We start from the raw sequence: 17,432 nt of genomic DNA on the forward strand, positions 1-17,432 counted from the left end.
CGGACACATGACGGCTGCGATTTTGAGCCGATCGCTTTCCAACCGGCGATCCATTCGCCGCAACCTGCTGGGCGGGACGACCGTCGTCGCATTGCTCGTCGGCGGAATGGGAGTCTGGGCCGGGACGGTGGACATTTCGGGAGCAGTGATTTCGCATGGCGCGGTGGTCGTCGAGACCAGCGAAAAGAAAGTGCAACACCCGACCGGCGGCGTGGTCGGCAAGATCTTCGTGCGCGATGGCGACCGTGTGCGGGCCGGAGATATCTTGGTCCAGCTCAGCGACACCATTCCGCGTGCCAGTTTGGCTTACGTGACAAAGAACCTGGATGAGCTCTATGCGCGAAAGTCCCGGCTCGAAGCCGAGCGTGACGGCGTTGAGCGAATGACGCTTGCCCCAATGCTCGTGGCGCGAATGGACGACCCTGAGATTGCCGCCACGGTGGCCAGCGAACAACGGCTCTTCGAGCTTCGTCGAACCGAGGTGTCTGGCAACAAGGCACGCTTGCGCGAACGCATCGAACAGCTCGGGAAACAGATCGAAGGCTATGCGGCCCAGGAATCGGCAAAGACGAAGGAGATCGAGCTGATCCAAGACGAACTCGTCGACATCCGCAGCCTTGTCAAGATGAAGCTCACCCTCAAGTCGAAGCTGACCGAATATGAACGCGAGGCAGCACGCATCGAGGGCGAGCGGGCGCAACTTGCGTCGAGCATGGCGCAGGCAAAGGGCGCAATCGCCGAAGTCGAGTTGCAGATCCTGCAGCTGGACAAGGAGTTCTCCAGCGAGACCGGAAGCGAACTGCGCGAGGTCGAGGCCAAGATTGCCGAGTTCGAGGAGCGAAACGTCACCGCCGAGGACCAGCTGTCACGCATCGATATTCGCGCTCCCGCCAGCGGCACGGTCCATCAATCTTCAGTCCATACCGTGGGCGGCGTGATCAGCGCGGGGGAGCCGATCATGCTGATCGTGCCCGACACCGACACTCTCACGGTCGAGGTGAAGGCCGCTCCGCAGGACATCGATCAGCTCTTGATCGGCCAGCGCGCGCTTCTTCGCTTCACCGCCTTCAACGTCCGCACGACGCCCGAAACAGAAGGTGTGGTGTCCATGATCGCGGCCGACGTAACGCGCGATCAGCACACCAACGAAGTCTACTACGTGGTCCGCATCACACCCGACCCGAAGGATTCGAAGAAACTCGGCCCTGTCTCGCTCCTTCCCGGCATGCCGGTGGAAGCATTCATACGCACTGGCGACCGCAAGGTGCTCTCCTACCTGATGAAGCCTTTGACGGACCAGATGATGCGCGCGTTCAGGGACCAATAGCCGCGCGGCCCAGCTTGTCGTGCGGCTCGGCGCAATATTCTCACCTTCGCAACGGAGACTCGTCAGATGGCAACAGGGCTGAAACCTCCGATTTTTCTGATCGGCAACTATCGGTCGGGCACAACAATTGCGCAAAAATTGATCGGGCTGCACCCCGACATCGTTACCTGGTACGAACCGAAAACATTGTGGCTATACGCCGATCCGGCGCGGCGTCATGACGAATTTGGCGAAACCGATGCCACCGAAAAGGTCGCTCGTTACATTCGTGGCCGGTTCCTTGAATACCAGTCGCGGCACGGCGACCGACAAATCATGGAAAACACGCCTGCCAATGTCTTGCGCGTTCCGTTTGTCCACGAAATTTTTCCGGAGGCCATATTTCTGTATATTACGAGGAATCCATTCTCGTACATAAGCTCGATGGAGCTTAAATGGCAGCGGGCAAAGTCTATGAAGGGCCTGATACGGCTCTTGAAACTCACTCCCGTCACGCAGATTCCTTATTACGCAAACGACCTCATAAGACAGATAGTCACAAAAAGGCTATTGGGGAAAAAATATACATCGATCTATGGGCCGCGTTACAAGGGCATAGATCGGGATTTGAAGGAGCAAGAAAAGTTGACGGTGATCGCGCGCCAGTGGGCGCGTGGCAATCGAAAGGCTCGAGAAGATCTCGCCAGGCTGGGCAACGGCCGCGTGCTGTCTTTTCGCTATGAAGATTTGATACAGGATCCCGAGTTTGTCTTGCGGCGCATCTATGAACATTGCGGACTGAACTGCACCGACGATATCGCTCGCACGGCCAAGGAGATGATCGACCCCGGCCGCCAGCAGAAGTGGCTCCGCCTCGAACGGAAGGATCTGTCGGCTATCATACCGGAGGTCCGGGATGAGATGGAGTTCTATCGCTACGAAATCCCTTCGCTCCTTCAGTGAGTAAGGCGCCGGGCGCGGCGGACGGCACGCGGCCGACGCCTCCCTGATGACCGATGCGATCGTGATGTCGTGCAGGCACGGTAGCGCCGCCGAGCATCATGGATCGTTCGTCCCTGTGCGAATCGGGCCCGAGGGCAATCAAATCCCCAAGTCCGTTGTGTAGCTCGGCGGATCCAGGAAAACGCAATGGCCGCCTGTTTGGGCCGGCCGAGGAGTGGAGAGAGGCGTGAGCAACAACGGGCGCGGGTTGGCAAAACAAAGTGTCGTGGGCATGTTCTGGACGGCTCTGTCCATGGGCGCCCTCGCCGTCGCGGAGCTTGTCGCACTTCTCATCCTGGCCCGGCTGCTATCGCCCAATGAGTTCGGCCTTTACTCCGCGGCCCTGATCATCATCAAGTTTTCGGCGATCTTCCAGGGACTTGGCATTACTCCCGCGATCGTGCAGCGACCCGTTCTGGAAGAGCGGCATCTCCGGGTCGGGTTCACCTTGTCGTGCCTCCTCGGCCTCGTTGTGTCCGCATTGGTCTGGGTGATGGCACCGGCAATTGCCGGCCTCCTTCGACTAGCCGATCTGGCTCCGGTCGTTCGTGCGATCTGCTTCGTATTCCTTTTCCAGGGGGCGTCCATGGTGGCATTGGCCGCGGCCCAGCGCGCGCTGCGATTCCGCTGGCTGGCGCTCGTCGATGCCTGCGCCTTCGCTACCGGCTACGTCGTTGCCGGTCCGGTTCTGGCTTGGCTCGGCTTCGGCATTTGGGCGCTTGTCGGCGCGCTCCTGATCCAGCAATTCATCCGCATGATCGTGCTGCTCGCGGGCCAGCGGCATCCGATGCGGCCATTGCTGGAGCGGCGCGCCATCGTCGAACTGCTCTATTTCGGGAGTGGCTTCACCATTGCGCGGGTGTGCAATTATCTCGCCACCCAGGCGGACAGGCTTGTCGTGGGCCGCTGGCTCGGCGCCGATGCGCTCGGCCTGTACGGCCTGTCGTCACAGCTCATGACGACGCCCGCGGTCATCGTCGGTCAGGTTCTCGATCGCGTGCTGTTCCCGACCATGGCACTGGTCCAGGAGCAGCCCGCGCGGCTTGCCCGTGCCTATCGCAGCGCGGTCGCGGGTTGCGCTCTGCTCGTTCTGCCAGCCAGTGTGGTCGTGGCGATCGTCGCGCCCGAGTTGGTTGTGGTCATTCTGGGACGGGGGTGGATAGGCGTTGTCGCCCCGCTGCAGATCCTGGCGTTCAGCATGCTGTTCCGCACGAGCTACAAGCTTAGCGATTCCGTCTCGCGCGCTACCGGCACGGTCTACGCTCGCGCCTGGCGCCAGGCCGTTTTCACCATCGGCGTCTTCGCCGGATCCTTCATAGGGCAACACTGGGGCATAGAAGGTGTGGCGTTCGGCGTCGGCGCCGCCTTCGGGATCAACTTCTTCCTCATGGCACAGTTGAGCCTCCGGGTGACCGGGATGACGTGGGCGGACTTCTTCGTGGCGCACCTGCCTGGCCTCGCGCTCGCCGGCGTTGTCGGGACCGGCGTCTGGGCACTCGTGGAATGGCTGCGCGAGTTCCAGCTATCTCCTCTTCTCCTGCTCATCGAAACAGCATTGCTGGCATCCGCTGGGGGCTTGCTGCTGTGCTGGATCCTGCCGTCGCTGTTCCTTGGACGGGACGGCCTATCACTGCTGCGTCTGCTCGCGGCCGTAGCGCCCGCCTGGCCCAGACTGAAGAAGGCAACAGACTGATCAGGGATAGAAGTCAACCCTTGTGCCCGACCGGCGGGCCATGGCCTTCGTGTCACGGCTTTCACGCGCGGCGCCGTGCTCGATCTGGGGTCGGAAACTGACGCCCTGTCGGGCACGCCGAGATTCCGGCCTTGGTCGAGGGAAATGCCGAAAGGAGATTCGACGTGGCTAAACCAACTGAGCTTCCCTGGAGTGACGCGAAACTCTTGATGACGGAGTTCGGCATCGACCCCGGCATCAAGGGCGACTGGCTGAACATCGACAATGGGACCGCGCCAATCGTAGGGGCGAGCGGCAACGAGACAGCTCGCGAGCCCTCCGATCTTAGCGACGGTCTCGCTGCCGAAACCGGCAAGGGCAGCCACACTCCCGGCCTGGATCCGGCCGCGAGCAAGCTCGATCTCATCTCCGCGCACGGCATCGCCCCGACATGGGGAAGCGATGGCGGATTGAAACTCACCGGCCTCGCCGAGACGGCAGCCGGGCTTGGCATTCATCTGGATAGCAGTTTTCTCGACAGCGTGACGGCAAATGCCTCCGGCTTCGGGCATCATGCGGACAGAAGCGTCACCTTCACCGCTCCTACCCTCATCGCTGACACCAGCACAGTCTCGACGGGCGCTACCGAAACCAGCAGCAGCTTCCTCGCCGCCAGCTTAAGTGCGATCGACCCCATCTTCGAAACGAGGGTGGCGGCCGCCGGCGACGATGTCGAGGAGAAGGGCTCCGGTACGATATCGGGCAATGTCGACGATTTGGAACTTGGCTATGACAGCAGCACCCGCCAGACGGTCGGCCTCCGCTTCACCAGCATCGACCTTCCGAAGGGCGCCATCATCACCAACGCCTATATCCAGTTCCAGGCCAATGAGGTGAAGACCGGCGCGGCGTCGCTGCTCATTCAAGGCGATAATGTTGACGACGCCAACCCTTTTACGGTCGCCAGCTTCAACGTGTCCGCGCTTCCGAGGACGACAGCCTCCACGGCCTGGACGCCTGACCCGTGGGCCATTGTGGGCGAGCATGGCCTAGCCCAGCGCACGCCTGACCTCTCGGCGATCGTGCAGGAGATCGTCAACCGCTCGGGCTGGGCCGCGCTCAACGACATGGCATTTTTGGTCACCGGCACCGGCACGCGCACGGCCGACTCGTACGAGTTCAACCCGGCCACCGCGCCACTGCTGCATATCGAATATCTGCTGCCAGGACCCGGCAATCCGGTCGCCTTCAACGCACCGCCCGACGCGGACACCACCGCCAACCAGATCGCCGAGCTTGCGGCGGCTGGCACGGCCGTCGGCATCACAGCGTCGGCCACCGATCCCGACGCCGGCTCGACCGTCAGCTACAGCCTCAACGACACGCGCTTCGCCATCAACGCCAGCACCGGCGTCATCACGCGCTCGGCCACCGGGACGCTCAACTTCGAGACCCAGACATCGATCAACCTGACGGTGACGGCAACCTCCTCCGACGGCAGCACCGCCAACCGGGCCTTCACCCTCGCCGTGCTCAACAGTCCTGAGCCGGTCGCGTTCAACACCCCGCCGGATGCCAACACCGCCGTCAACCAGATCGCCGAGCTTGCGGCGGCGGGGGCAGCCACCGGGATCACAGCCTCGGCCAGGGATCCCGATGCCGGATCGACGATCACCTACAGCATCGACGACCCGCGCTTTGCCATCGGCGCCAGCACCGGCGTCATCACGCGCTCGGCCACCGGCACGCTCGACTTCGAGACCCAGACATCGATCAATTTGACGGTGACGGCAACCTCCTCCGACGGCAGCACCGCCAACCAGGCCTTCACCCTCGCCGTGCTCAACAGCCCCGAGCCGGTCGCGTTCAACACCCCGCCGGATGCGGACACCGCGGTCAACCAGATTACACAGAACGCCGCCGCCGGCACGGCGATCGGGATCACCGCCTCGGCCAGGGATCCCGATGCCGGATCGACGATCACCTACAGCATCGACGACCCGCGCTTTGCCATCAACGCCAGCACCGGCGTCATCACACGCTCGGGCACCGGCACGCTCAATACCCAGACCGAGACGTCGGTCGCCTTCACCGTGACCGCGAAGTCGTCAGACGGCAGCATCGATACTCATGCCTTCAGCGTTGCTGTCACCGATGGTAGCCAGCTGCTGCCCACATCGGTGACCTTGTCACACACCATCCTGACTTCGCAGTGGTCGCCGCCGAGTCCCGACCCGACTGATATCGTCTATATCTCTCACCTCGGCACGTTGCTGGTTGCCGACAGCGAAGTCGAGGAGATACCTGCGCTTTTTACTGGCAAGAATCTCTACCAGATGAATTTGAACGGCACCCTTGCGGGCACGCTCACGACCGTCAAGTTCTCCGATGAGCCGGCCGGGGTGGCTTATAATCCTGCTAACCACCATCTCTTCTTCGCGGACGACACTGCCCCGAAGAGCGTGTACGAGCTCAACCCCGGGCGAGACGGGCTTTACAACACATCCGACGATAAAGTGACCTCATTCAAGACATCCGCGTTCGGCAGTTCGGATCCGGAGAGCGTCGCCTATGACCCGAACCATCGAGTCTTGTATGTCGCGGATGGCTCAACCCAGACGATTTACACCGTCGCACCGGGTCCCAACGGCAGATTTGACGGCGTCCCGAGCACGGGTGGCGATGATATCGTGACGAGTTTTTCCGCGCAGGCGCTCGGAATCCCTTCGGACGAGAGCATTGCCTACGACGCGGTCCACGACCTCCTTTACATCCTTCAATCGCGCAACTCAGTGGCAATGGTGACACCGACAGGTGGGTTGCTGGGCACGCTCGATATCTCCGCAGCGAATGCGCAAAAGCCGGCGGGATTGGCGCTGGCGCCGAGCAGCGACGATCCAAGCCACCACATGAGCCTCTACATCGTCGATCGCGGCGTGGACAACGACCCGAATCCGACCGAGAACGACGGCAAGATCTATGAATTCCATTTGAATGGTTGGCTGCTCGCCTGATCCGGCAGGGCGCGTTGCTTCAAGGTCCTGCCGTGGTCCAGTTCACTGCAGCCTGCCGGATGCCCAGCAAGCATATCGCCTCCCCACACGCCTCTAACCGCCGGCGTCCTCGATCGCGGCGGACCGGACCTGGCCCTGGCGCCCATATCAGGGCCTAGCGAGGCCCAGGTGTGGAAAACGACGGCAAAGGAGTTCTGCCATGTCCAAACTACATCGGCTTCCAGACAGCGGCAATGCAATCGGACTGCTCGCGACGGAGCTCGGTTCGACGCCCCTCCTCAAAGCCCTTCAACCGCTCGATGACGGCTCGGTCACGGCGTTCGCAACCGGCGGTCCGAAGATTGCGGAGCACCTGCATGGCGATGACGGCGTGCCGCAGGCTTCCGGGGCATCGGATGGCGTCAGCCTCGCCGTCGAAACCGGCAAACACAGTGACAGTCAAAGCGCCGTCCCGATCACGGCAAACGGTGGCGAGCTGATCGGGCTGGCGGACGCGGCAGCCGGGCTTGGCATCCATCCGGATAGCACCTTTCTCGACAGCGTGGCGACGAAAGACACCGGCCTCGGGCAGTTTGCAGGAACGGGCCATGCCGGCAGCGGCGTCACCTTTACCGCCCCTACCCTCATCGCTGACACCGGTACGGTCTCGACGGGCGCTAATATCACCACCAGCAGCAGCCTCGCCGCCTTGAATGCAATCGACCCCATCTTCGAAACGAGGGTGGCGGCCGCCGGCGACGATGTCGAGGAGAAAGGCTCCGGTACGATCGGAACCAACATCAGCGATCTGGAACTGGGTTATGACGGCAGCACCCGCCAGACGGTCGGCCTCCGCTTCACCAGCATCGACCTCCCGAAGGGCGCCATCATCACCAACGCCTATATCCAGTTCCAGGCCAACGAGGTGAAGACCGGCGCGGCGTCGCTGCTCATTCAAGGCGATAATGTTGACGACGCCAACCCTTTTACGGTCGCCAGCTTCAACGTGTCCGCGCTTCCGAGGACGACAGCCTCCACGGCCTGGACGCCTGACCCGTGGGCCATTGTGGGCGAGCATGGCCTAGCCCAGCGCACGCCTGACCTCTCGGCGATCGTGCAGGAGATCGTCAACCGCTCGGGCTGGGCCGCGCTCAACGACATGGCATTTTTGGTCACCGGCACCGGCACGCGCACGGCCGACTCGTACGAGTTCAACCCGGCCACCGCGCCACTGCTGCATATCGAATATCTGCTGCCAGGACCCGGCAATCCGGTCGCCTTCAACGCACCGCCCGACGCGGACACCACCGCCAACCAGATCGCCGAGCTTGCGGCGGCTGGCACGGCCGTCGGCATCACAGCGTCGGCCACCGATCCCGACGCCGGCTCGACCGTCAGCTACAGCCTCAACGACACGCGCTTCGCCATCAACGCCAGCACCGGCGTCATCACGCGCTCGGCCACCGGGACGCTCAACTTCGAGACCCAGACATCGATCAACCTGACGGTGACGGCAACCTCCTCCGACGGCAGCACCGCCAATCAGGCCTTCACCCTCGCCGTGCTCAACAGCCCGGAGCCGGTCACCTTCAACACCCCGCCGGATGCCGACACCGCCGCCAACCAGATTACACAGAACGCCGCCGCCGGTACGGCGATCGGCATCACCGCCTCGGCCACCGATCCCGATGCCGGATCGACGATCACCTACAGCATCGACGACACGCGCTTCGCCATCAACGCCAGCACCGGCGTCATCACACGCTCGGGCACCGGCACGCTCAATGCGGCCTCGGAGCCGACGGTCGCGCTCACGGTCACGGCCACCTCGTCCGACAGCAGCATCGATACCCACGCCTTTACAGTCGGCGTCACGGCCAGCCAGTTGCCGGTTGCCTTCAACACCCCGCCGGATGCCGACACCGCCGCCAACCAGATCGCCGAGCTTGCGGCGGCTGGCACGGCCGTCGGCATCACCGCCTCGGCCACCGATCCCGACGCCGGCTCGACCGTCAGCTACAGCGTCAACGACACGCGCTTCGCCATCGGCGCCAGCACCGGGATCATCACGCGCTCGGCCACCGGCACGCTCGACTTCGAGACCCAGACATCGATCAATTTGACGGTGACGGCAACCTCCTCCGACGGCAGCACCGCCAACCAGGCCTTCACCCTCGCCGTGCTCAACAGCCCCGAGCCGGTCGCGTTCAACACCCCGCCGGATGCGGACACCGCGGTCAACCAGATTACACAGAACGCCGCCGCCGGTACGGCGATCGGCATCACCGCCTCGGCCAGGGATCCCGATGCCGGATCGACGATTACCTACAGCATCGACGACCCGCGCTTTGCCATCAACGCCAGCAGCGGTGTCATCACACGCTCGGGCACCGGCACGCTCAATGCGGCCTCGGAGCCGACGGTCGCGCTCACGGTCACGGCCACCTCGTCCGACAGCAGCATCGATACCCACGCCTTTACAGTCGGCGTCACGGCCAGCCAGTTGCCGGTTGCCTTCAACGCACCGCCCGATGCCGACTCCACCGCCAACCAGATCGCCGAGCTTGCGGCGGCTGGCACGGCCGTCGGCATCACCGCCTCGGCCACCGATCCCGACGCCGGCTCGACCGTCAGCTACAGCGTCAACGACACGCGCTTCGCCATCGGCGCCAGCACCGGGATCATCACGCGCTCGGCCACCGGCACGCTCGACTTCGAGACCCAGACATCGATCAATTTGACGGTGACGGCAACCTCCTCCGACGGCAGCACCGCCAACCAGGCCTTCACCCTCGCCGTGCTCAACAGCCCCGAGCCCATCGCGTTCAACACCCCGCCGGATGCCGACACCGCCGCCAACCAGATCGCCGAGCTTGCGGCGGCTGGCACGGCCGTCGGCATCACCGCCTCGGCCACCGATCCCGACGCCGGCTCGACCGTCAGCTACAGCGTCAACGACACGCGCTTCGCCATCGGCGCCAGCACCGGGATCATCACGCGCTCGGCCACCGGCACGCTCGACTTCGAGACCCAGACATCGATCAATTTGACGGTGACGGCAACCTCCTCCGACGGCAGCACCGCCAACCAGGCCTTCACCCTCGCCGTGCTCAACAGCCCCGAGCCGGTCGCGTTCAACACCCCGCCGGATGCGGACACCGCGGTCAACCAGATTACACAGAACGCCGCCGCCGGTACGGCGATCGGCATCACCGCCTCGGCCAGGGATCCCGATGCCGGATCGACGATTACCTACAGCATCGACGACCCGCGCTTTGCCATCAACGCCAGCAGCGGTGTCATCACACGCTCGGGCACCGGCACGCTCAATGCGGCCTCGGAGCCGACGGTCGCGCTCACGGTCACGGCCACCTCGTCCGACAGCAGCATCGATACCCACGCCTTCAGCGTTGCTGTCTCCGGGACGGGCAACACCACGCCTGTAACCATCGAGACAAGGGTGGCGACCGCCGGCGACGATATCGAGGAGAAGGGCTCCGGGGCGATTTCGACCAACGTCACCGACCTGGAGCTGGGCTATGACGGCTCCACCCGCCAGACGGTCGGCATGCGCTTCACCGGCATCAACATCCCGCAGGGCGCCATCATCACCAACGCCTACATCCAGTTCCAGGCCAATGAGGTGAAGACCGGCGCGACGTCGCTGCTCATTCAGGGCGATAAGGTCGACGACGCCAGTCCCTTCACCACCGCCAGCTTCAACGTGTCCTCGCTTCCGAGGACGACAGCCTCCACGGCCTGGACGCCGGCCCCGTGGACCACGGTGGGCGAGCACGGCCTGGCCCAGCGCACGCCGGACCTCTCGGCGGTCGTGCAGGAGATCGTCAACCGCTCGGGCTGGGCGGCGCTCAACGATATGGCGTTCCTGGTCACCGGCACCGGCACGCGCACGGCCGACTCGTACGAGTCCAACCCGGCCAGCGCGCCGCTGCTGCACATCGAGTATACCCTGCCCGGTCCGGCCGGCAGTCCGGTGGCTTTCAACACGCCGCCCGACGCCAACCCCGCTGCCAACCAGATCGCCGAACTTGCTCCGGCGGGCACGGCCATCGGCATCACCGCTTCGGCCACGGATCCCGACGCCGGTTCGACCGTGGCCTACAGCCTCAACGACACGCGCTTCGCCATCGACGTCAGCAGCGGCGTCATCACCCGCTCGGCCACCGGCACGCTCGACTTCGAGACCCAGACATCGATCAACCTGACGGTGACGGCAACCTCCTCCGACGGCAGCACCGCCAACCAGGCCTTCACCCTCGCCGTGCTCAACAGCCCGGAGCCGGTCACCTTCAACAACCCGCCGGATGCCAACACTGCCGCCAACCAGATTGCCCAGAACGCCGCCGCCGGCACGGCCATCGGCATCACGGCCTCGGCCAGGGATCCCGATGCCGGCTCGACGGTCACCTACAGCGTCAACGACTCGCGCTTCGCCATCAATTCCAGCACCGGCGTTGTCACGCGCTCAGGCACCGGCACGCTCAATGCGGCAACCGAGCCGTCGGTCAACCTCCACGTCACCGCAACCTCGTCCGATGGGAGCGCCGCGGGCCAAGACTATGCCGTCAGCGTGACCACAGCGCCGATTTTCGAGAAAAGGATCGCAACCAGCACCGACGACGTCGAGCAAGGTCCCAGCGGCGGGATGGACCTCACCAGCACCGATCTCGACATGGTGGTTGACGGCACCAAAGTCCAGACGGTCGGAATGCGCTTCACCGGCGTCGACATTCCCTACGACGCCGTCATCACCAGTGCCTACATCCAGTTCCAGGCCCAGAATACGAGCACTGGCGCCGTGTCGCTCCTGATCCGAGGCGAAAGCGACGAAGCCGTCCCCTTCGAGAGTGAGAAAAGCGATGTCACCTCGCGCCTGATGACGACTACTTCGGTGACGTGGACGCCACCCGACTGGACCGTGAACAATGAAGCCGCCCTTGCCGAACGCACCCCGAACCTCTCGGCAATCGTGCAGGAGATCATCAACCAGCCAGGCTATTTGCAACTCAATGACATGGCATTCGTCGTCAGCGGCAGCAGCGGCGCGCGCAGGGCCAATTCCTTCGATGGCAGCGCCACCGGCGCACCGCTCCTGCACGTCGAGTACTATGTGCCGACGACCGGCCCGGTCGCCTTCAAGCATCCACAGGATGCCGACCCTGCGGCCAACCAGATCCCCGACCGTGCCCCCGCGGGCACTTTGGTCCACATCACAGCCTCGGCCAAGGATCCGGACGTCACCGATACGGTCACCTACAGCCTCAACGACTCGCGCTTCGCCATCAATTCCAGCACCGGCGTCATCACGCGCTCTGGCACGGGAACGCTCAATGCCCAGACCGAGCAGTCGATCAACCTCCACGTCACCGCAACCTCGTCCGACGGGAGCACCGCCGCGCAGGACTATACGGTCAGCGTCGTCCCGACGACGCCGCCGCAGGTCTTGTACCGGTACGCGGTCTTTGGTGACTACGGCGACACCGATCTCACCGGCGAGAAGGCGGTGTCGGCGATGGTCCATGCCTGGAACCCCGATTTCATCCTCACAATCGGCGACAACGTGTATGCTCCGCAGACCTTGGATGCCGCCGTCGGCCAGCAGTATCATGACTACATAGGCAACTATCAGGGCGCATACGGCAGCGGCAGCGCCATCAACCGCTTCTTCCCCACGCTAGGCAATCACGAATACGAAGAAGGCAACGTTACCAACTACCTGAACTACTTCACGCTGCCCGACAATGAGAGGTACTATGACTACCAGATCGGGCCGGTGCATTTCTTCGCTCTCAGCAGCAACAAGCAGGAGCCGGATGGCCGCAGTTCCACATCCGTGCAGGGCCATTGGATGCAAGACCTTCTCGCGAATTCCGACGCGAGTTTCGACGTCGCCTACTTCCATCACACGCCATTCAACCCGAGCGGCTCCACTGCCACCATGCGGTGGCCCTTCGAGCAGTGGGGTGTGAACGCGGTCTTTGCCGGCCATCAGCACAACTACTACCGGGAGAACCGGGACGACAACGGCGACGGCGTCTTTCTTCCGTACACGACCACCGGCCTTGGCGGAGCTGGCAAGACCGTTCCCAATGTCGGCGCCAATCTGGTGACGATCACGGACGCGGGCATGCTGATCGAGTTCTACAAGGTGAGCAGCTTCAACGGGACGACTGCAACCAGCATGCTCACGGATTCCTACTTTGTCCCGACGCCTGTAGGGCGCACGCCGACAATCGTCAACGGCGGCTACGTCCTGAACGGCACGACCGGCGCGGACTATCTATGGGGTCTGGGCGGGAATGACACGCTGATCGGGGGACGCGGAAACGACTTGCTGGTTGCCGGCAACCAGCACAATCTGTTCGTGTTCGCCCACGGCGACGGTCAGGACACCGTCATGAATTTCTTGCCCGGCGCCGGCACCGGCGACGTCCTCGATCTCAGAGCCTTTGGCATCTACAACGACAGCCAGTTCCTGCAGGTGGCGACAAACCAGGGCTCGAATGTCGTGGCGTCGCTGGGCGGCGGGGATCAGATCACGCTGACCGGCGTTCAAGTGGCCCAGTTCCACGACGACAACTTCCTGAGCACTCTGTTGCTGGCTTAGGGCCGCCTTCCTGCATGCTCAAAGGTCCGCGTCGCGCGGTTCCGAAGATCAGTGCGGCGAAACCGGATCCATTTTGCGCTGATTTGCAGTTCGGATGATGGTCGCCCCGGCAAAGAAAAGCCCGGACCGCTGGCGGCACTTTTGCGTGCCGCGAGCGGTCCGGGCTTTCAAATGACAGACTGGAGCCCTATGTCCTCAAAACGCTGTTTTCAGCGACCATGATGGTCGAAGGGCTTACCCCTGGCCGGGAGGGCCGACGTGAATATGGTTCTTGTCCCCCCAGCCATTGCCCGGTTTTGATCCACCCGATTTGGCGATCGCCCTGGAGTTCAAGCTTGTGCCAAGCAAGAGCGTCACAGCCGGCGGCGTAACCGCCGCAAAACGCCCCGCCTTCTTGAGAAATTCACGGCGCGCTTGAGCCTCCGAGACCAGGGTTTCCGGCGAGCGTTTTGTGCTTTCAGTTGACATGTCAGACCTCTTCACAAACTTTCTCAAATTCACAGCTTTCACCTTAGGCTTGCTGATACGGGGGTACTAGTTCTCCAAAAGGCTTAGATTTTCGTACGAGGGTTGAAGAGCGTGCGAGCTGTGCGACGCAAGAGATCGGACGGTCCACGTCGCGCCAAACCGTGGGCACGTGAAAACCGCCATGTGCCCCACATCAAATTGCCCGCGAGGCGCAGCGGGGCGCCGATGATCGGGTGGGTCGCCGTGAAGATGCGCCTCCAGTGCTGGAAACGGACCATCGGGCGTTGTGCGCATTTTGCCGGGATTCTGGTTCCAAAGAAATGGTGCAAGGCCAAAAGCTGGGTGTCGAGCGCATTGCGGGCGCTTCGATCCGACATGGAAGCCCGCAGTGCCGCCCAGTCCACGTCGTCGCTTTCCGCCAATCTTGCCAGATCGTAAAGATGCCTAAGATCTATCCTTCCGCGCCAATAATCTCCCTCCTTGAGAAGGTCGTGCACCATCCAGTGCAGGGCGCGAGACTGAGCGGGAGGAATTTTCACCCGAAGGCCGTCTCGCTGGACGAGCTTGGGGGGGCAAACCCGTTCGCCCGGCTCGTCCGGAGCTCCAGCATTCCGGCGTCCTGCTGGCGGGCCATGCCTCGAGCGCCCGCCACATCGACGTAGCCAAGCTCTTCAAGACAGGCTCGGGCGGTCGTCTCTTCGGGCGATTCCACGGCTAGATCGAGATCGCTCGTCATCCTGCTGGGAACCCGGCCGGCCGGCGAAAGGAACAGGGGAACGGCCCCCTTGAGCAGGAACGGAACGATGTTGCCGCGGTTGAGGGCCGCAACGGCTTCACGCAGTTGGGTACGCAAGCGCAGGTTCCGTTCCCGATTGCAGTCGTGAACGAACCGAAGGTACTCGCGCACGTCCTCCGGAAGATGGTGGATCTGTCCGGCGCGCGCGAGGGACGAGAACAAATCGGGTGTGAGCAGAGTGTGATTTGCCAGAGCAATCACGGCCTGCCAGTCGGCCCTGTCAGTCCGACTACCGCGAAGTCCGGCGACCAACGCCTCAAGCGCGCTGCCCCTGCTCATCATCGGCACGCTTTCGTGACAAGCTGTACCGCATCATCAAGCCTCGAATAGGTCAGGCAATAGGTTTGCGCCGATCCGATGAGTTGGATCAGGACGTCGAACGCGGTGCCACTCAGCTCTCCGCCGGGTGCCAGCGCGCCGTTGAGCAGACCGCGCAATGCGTGAGCTGGATCGACCGGCTCCAGGCTAGCTTTCGCGTCGCGATCTCGACGGAGCAGGACCACACAGCCGATGGGCAAGGGAGCAGGAGGCAGGGGCACGAACGCCTTGGGCACGGCATACCGTACACGCCTGCGGTCCGGGCGGCGCCAGACTGGAGCGGCATGAAGGTCGGGGCAGTATTCGGCCAGCAGCGGCCATGCTCCCGCCTTGACCGCCGGGGCAAACGGAAGGCCAACGCCATGCCCCCTAGAGTCCAGCAGCGTCACATCATCGGCGGCAAAGCCGAATCCTGCATGAACCAACGCCAAGGTCAGCGTTGTCTTGCCCGCGCCCGGATTGCCACAAAGAAGGACGATACGTTCATTTCTGAAAAGCGCTGCCGCATGGACAGCAAGTTCATAGGCGCCGTAGTCCAGAACCTCTGTCAGCAATTGTCCCTTCAGCATGACGGGTAGTTCGTCGGGGGAGCAGGACAAAATCCACTCGCCATCCCGGAATAGATGGACCCGCCCCCCGTGCCCGACCACCTCGAGCAGAACGTCGGCAGTCTCTCTTCGGACCTCAAGGTGCCGAAATACGGTGATCGCCGGAAACGCGCAGGCTGCCGGATAGACGATGCGTATGTTGAGGCCCGCAACGGCGACCATCTGGCTCACGGGCTCTTGAGCTGACGAAGTGGACAAAGGTGCGCAGGGCCGTATCAGGTTCAGCCGCTGCCAATCCCCGAGCGCGGCCTCGACATGCCTATTTGCCTCAAGCCTGTCAACGCCACCGCGCGCCATCTCGACCGAGATGGCTTGCGGTGGCATGCCTTCTTCCAGAGAGCGCCAGATGTCGGCGGCAGTATCGTTGACGGCGAAAATGGCCTGCTGGGATGGGCTGAACAGGATGTTTTGTCCCCTGACGCGTACCAACCGCCCCTGGATCACAAACGTCGCAGGACTGTGATCAGCGGGGCCTGATGCCACGGTTCTGTCAATCGCCTCGTGCTGATTCATCGCGGTGACGGTCCAAGCTGTTGTTGCAAAGCAGGTGCGTTGAATAGGAAGCACCACATGCCTTCGCGGTTCGGATAATCGTTGCCGAGGACTGCGGACCGCGACTTCTCACAGCGCTTCGTCGGAGAACCGGGCCACGTCCTGATGCGCCGCGACCCACTGGAGACGCGCCTTGTTCCAATATGCGCGGGCGTTAGCGCCGGTCAGCAATTTGAAACCAGATGGCGGCAGCGGCAATGCGGACGGGATTGGCTCGTCGGGCAGCCACAGCAACACGTTGTCCCGGCTTTCAATCGTCAGCCGCCACGTTCTTTCCAGGCGACGGAATCCACGCATGTTTGCCGCGGCCAATGCAAAAACCGATCCCGTGATCCTCAACCTGGGTGACTGATCGACAGCCTTGATCGGCGCCTGATGTGTGACTTCGCCCTTGGAGAGAAAGGCGTGCATGTGGATGAGGGATCCGTCGATCCGCACGGTTTGCTGTGTTCCGTCCCGTTCATTTTTCGCGGGATCCACACTGAGCCCGGAAAAACATTCATCGAACAGGCAATCTTCTATGGTACCGCTGAGGAGATAGTCGTTCTCCACCGCATCATCCCTGGTTTCGCTGAGCCAGCACCCTTTCAGTCGAAAGCCGTCCGCCTGCTCGCCGATGCGAATGGCATCCCAGCAGCGGCGTACGCGGACACCTTCTATTGTCGCATTGGTGGTTCCGTCCCTGATGAGCAGAGCCGCGCTGTTGCAGTAGGTATCCCGCCAATCCGACGTTAGCGGCACCTGGCCGTCGAAGCGGCCCCCGATGAAGCGAACGCCGGGGCAGTTGCGGATGACGACCGGATAGCGATTGACCGGCAGCGTCCCCTCATCGCAACCCATTGCCGCGCTGGGATCGCTGTTTCTGCTGTTGGCAACCGTGAAGGCAGCATTGCGAGCGTTGATGGTTGCTCCCGGCTGGAGATTCCGAATCGATTGCTGTTCGAAGCCATACTCACCCGCCAGAACGAACTCCTTGCCTTCCGGCGTCGGTGCGCCTTGCGCTTGGCACGAGCCCGGCAACAGAGCGATTACAGGATACAAGCCGGCGACGCCCATGAATGAACGGCGGTCCATTCTCGTGCTCATTGA

At 62.9% G+C, this 17,432-nt stretch carries 6 protein-coding genes and 2 pseudogenes; 5 read left to right on the top strand and 3 right to left on the bottom strand.

Annotation, left to right across the window (positions count from 1 at the left end; all coding sequences use genetic code 11):
- The first annotated feature begins 7 nt into the window (after window positions 1-7).
- From HB777_23425 to HB777_23445, 5 genes and pseudogenes are all read left to right on the top strand, one after another.
- A complete protein-coding gene (locus HB777_23425; GenBank protein ID QND66579.1) occupies window positions 8-1,327 on the top strand; it encodes an HlyD family type I secretion periplasmic adaptor subunit in 1,320 nt (439 codons plus the stop codon).
- A gap of 66 nt (window positions 1,328-1,393) precedes the next feature.
- Window positions 1,394-2,269 (top strand): sulfotransferase, encoded by an 876-nt coding sequence (locus HB777_23430; protein ID QND66580.1) that lies wholly within the window; start codon window positions 1,394-1,396, stop codon window positions 2,267-2,269.
- Window positions 2,270-2,540: 271 nt separating this feature from the next.
- Window positions 2,541-4,001, top strand: coding sequence for a lipopolysaccharide biosynthesis protein (locus HB777_23435; protein QND68882.1), 1,461 nt, complete (start codon window positions 2,541-2,543; stop codon window positions 3,999-4,001).
- A 209-nt stretch (window positions 4,002-4,210) separates the two neighbouring features.
- Window positions 4,211-6,685: pseudogene (locus tag HB777_23440) on the top strand (hypothetical protein).
- Between the two features lie 1,447 nt (window positions 6,686-8,132).
- Entirely contained in the window at window positions 8,133-13,601 is a 5,469-nt protein-coding gene (locus HB777_23445; protein ID QND68883.1) for a hypothetical protein, read from the top strand.
- A 551-nt stretch (window positions 13,602-14,152) separates the two neighbouring features.
- On the opposite strand, the pseudogene HB777_23450 reads toward HB777_23445, so the two are convergent.
- The 3 genes and pseudogenes from HB777_23450 to HB777_23460 all read right to left on the bottom strand — a co-directional run bounded on the left by HB777_23450 (window position 14,153) and on the right by HB777_23460 (window position 17,417).
- Window positions 14,153-15,147 (bottom strand): annotated as a pseudogene (locus HB777_23450) (nucleotidyltransferase family protein).
- Window positions 15,144-16,304 (bottom strand): aldolase, encoded by a 1,161-nt coding sequence (locus HB777_23455; protein QND66581.1) that lies wholly within the window; start codon window positions 16,302-16,304, stop codon window positions 15,144-15,146. Before HB777_23455 ends, HB777_23450 begins: the two are co-directional and overlap by 4 nt.
- 108 nt (window positions 16,305-16,412) lie before the next feature.
- The gene (locus HB777_23460; GenBank protein QND66582.1) at window positions 16,413-17,417 is read right to left on the bottom strand and encodes a hypothetical protein; all 1,005 of its coding nucleotides are present in this window, start codon (window positions 17,415-17,417) and stop codon (window positions 16,413-16,415) included.
- Between the last annotated feature and the right edge of the window lie 15 nt (window positions 17,418-17,432).

The sequence above is a fragment of the Mesorhizobium loti genome (genome assembly GCA_014189435.1).
In the GTDB taxonomy this organism is placed as follows: domain Bacteria; phylum Pseudomonadota; class Alphaproteobacteria; order Rhizobiales; family Rhizobiaceae; genus Mesorhizobium; species Mesorhizobium loti_G.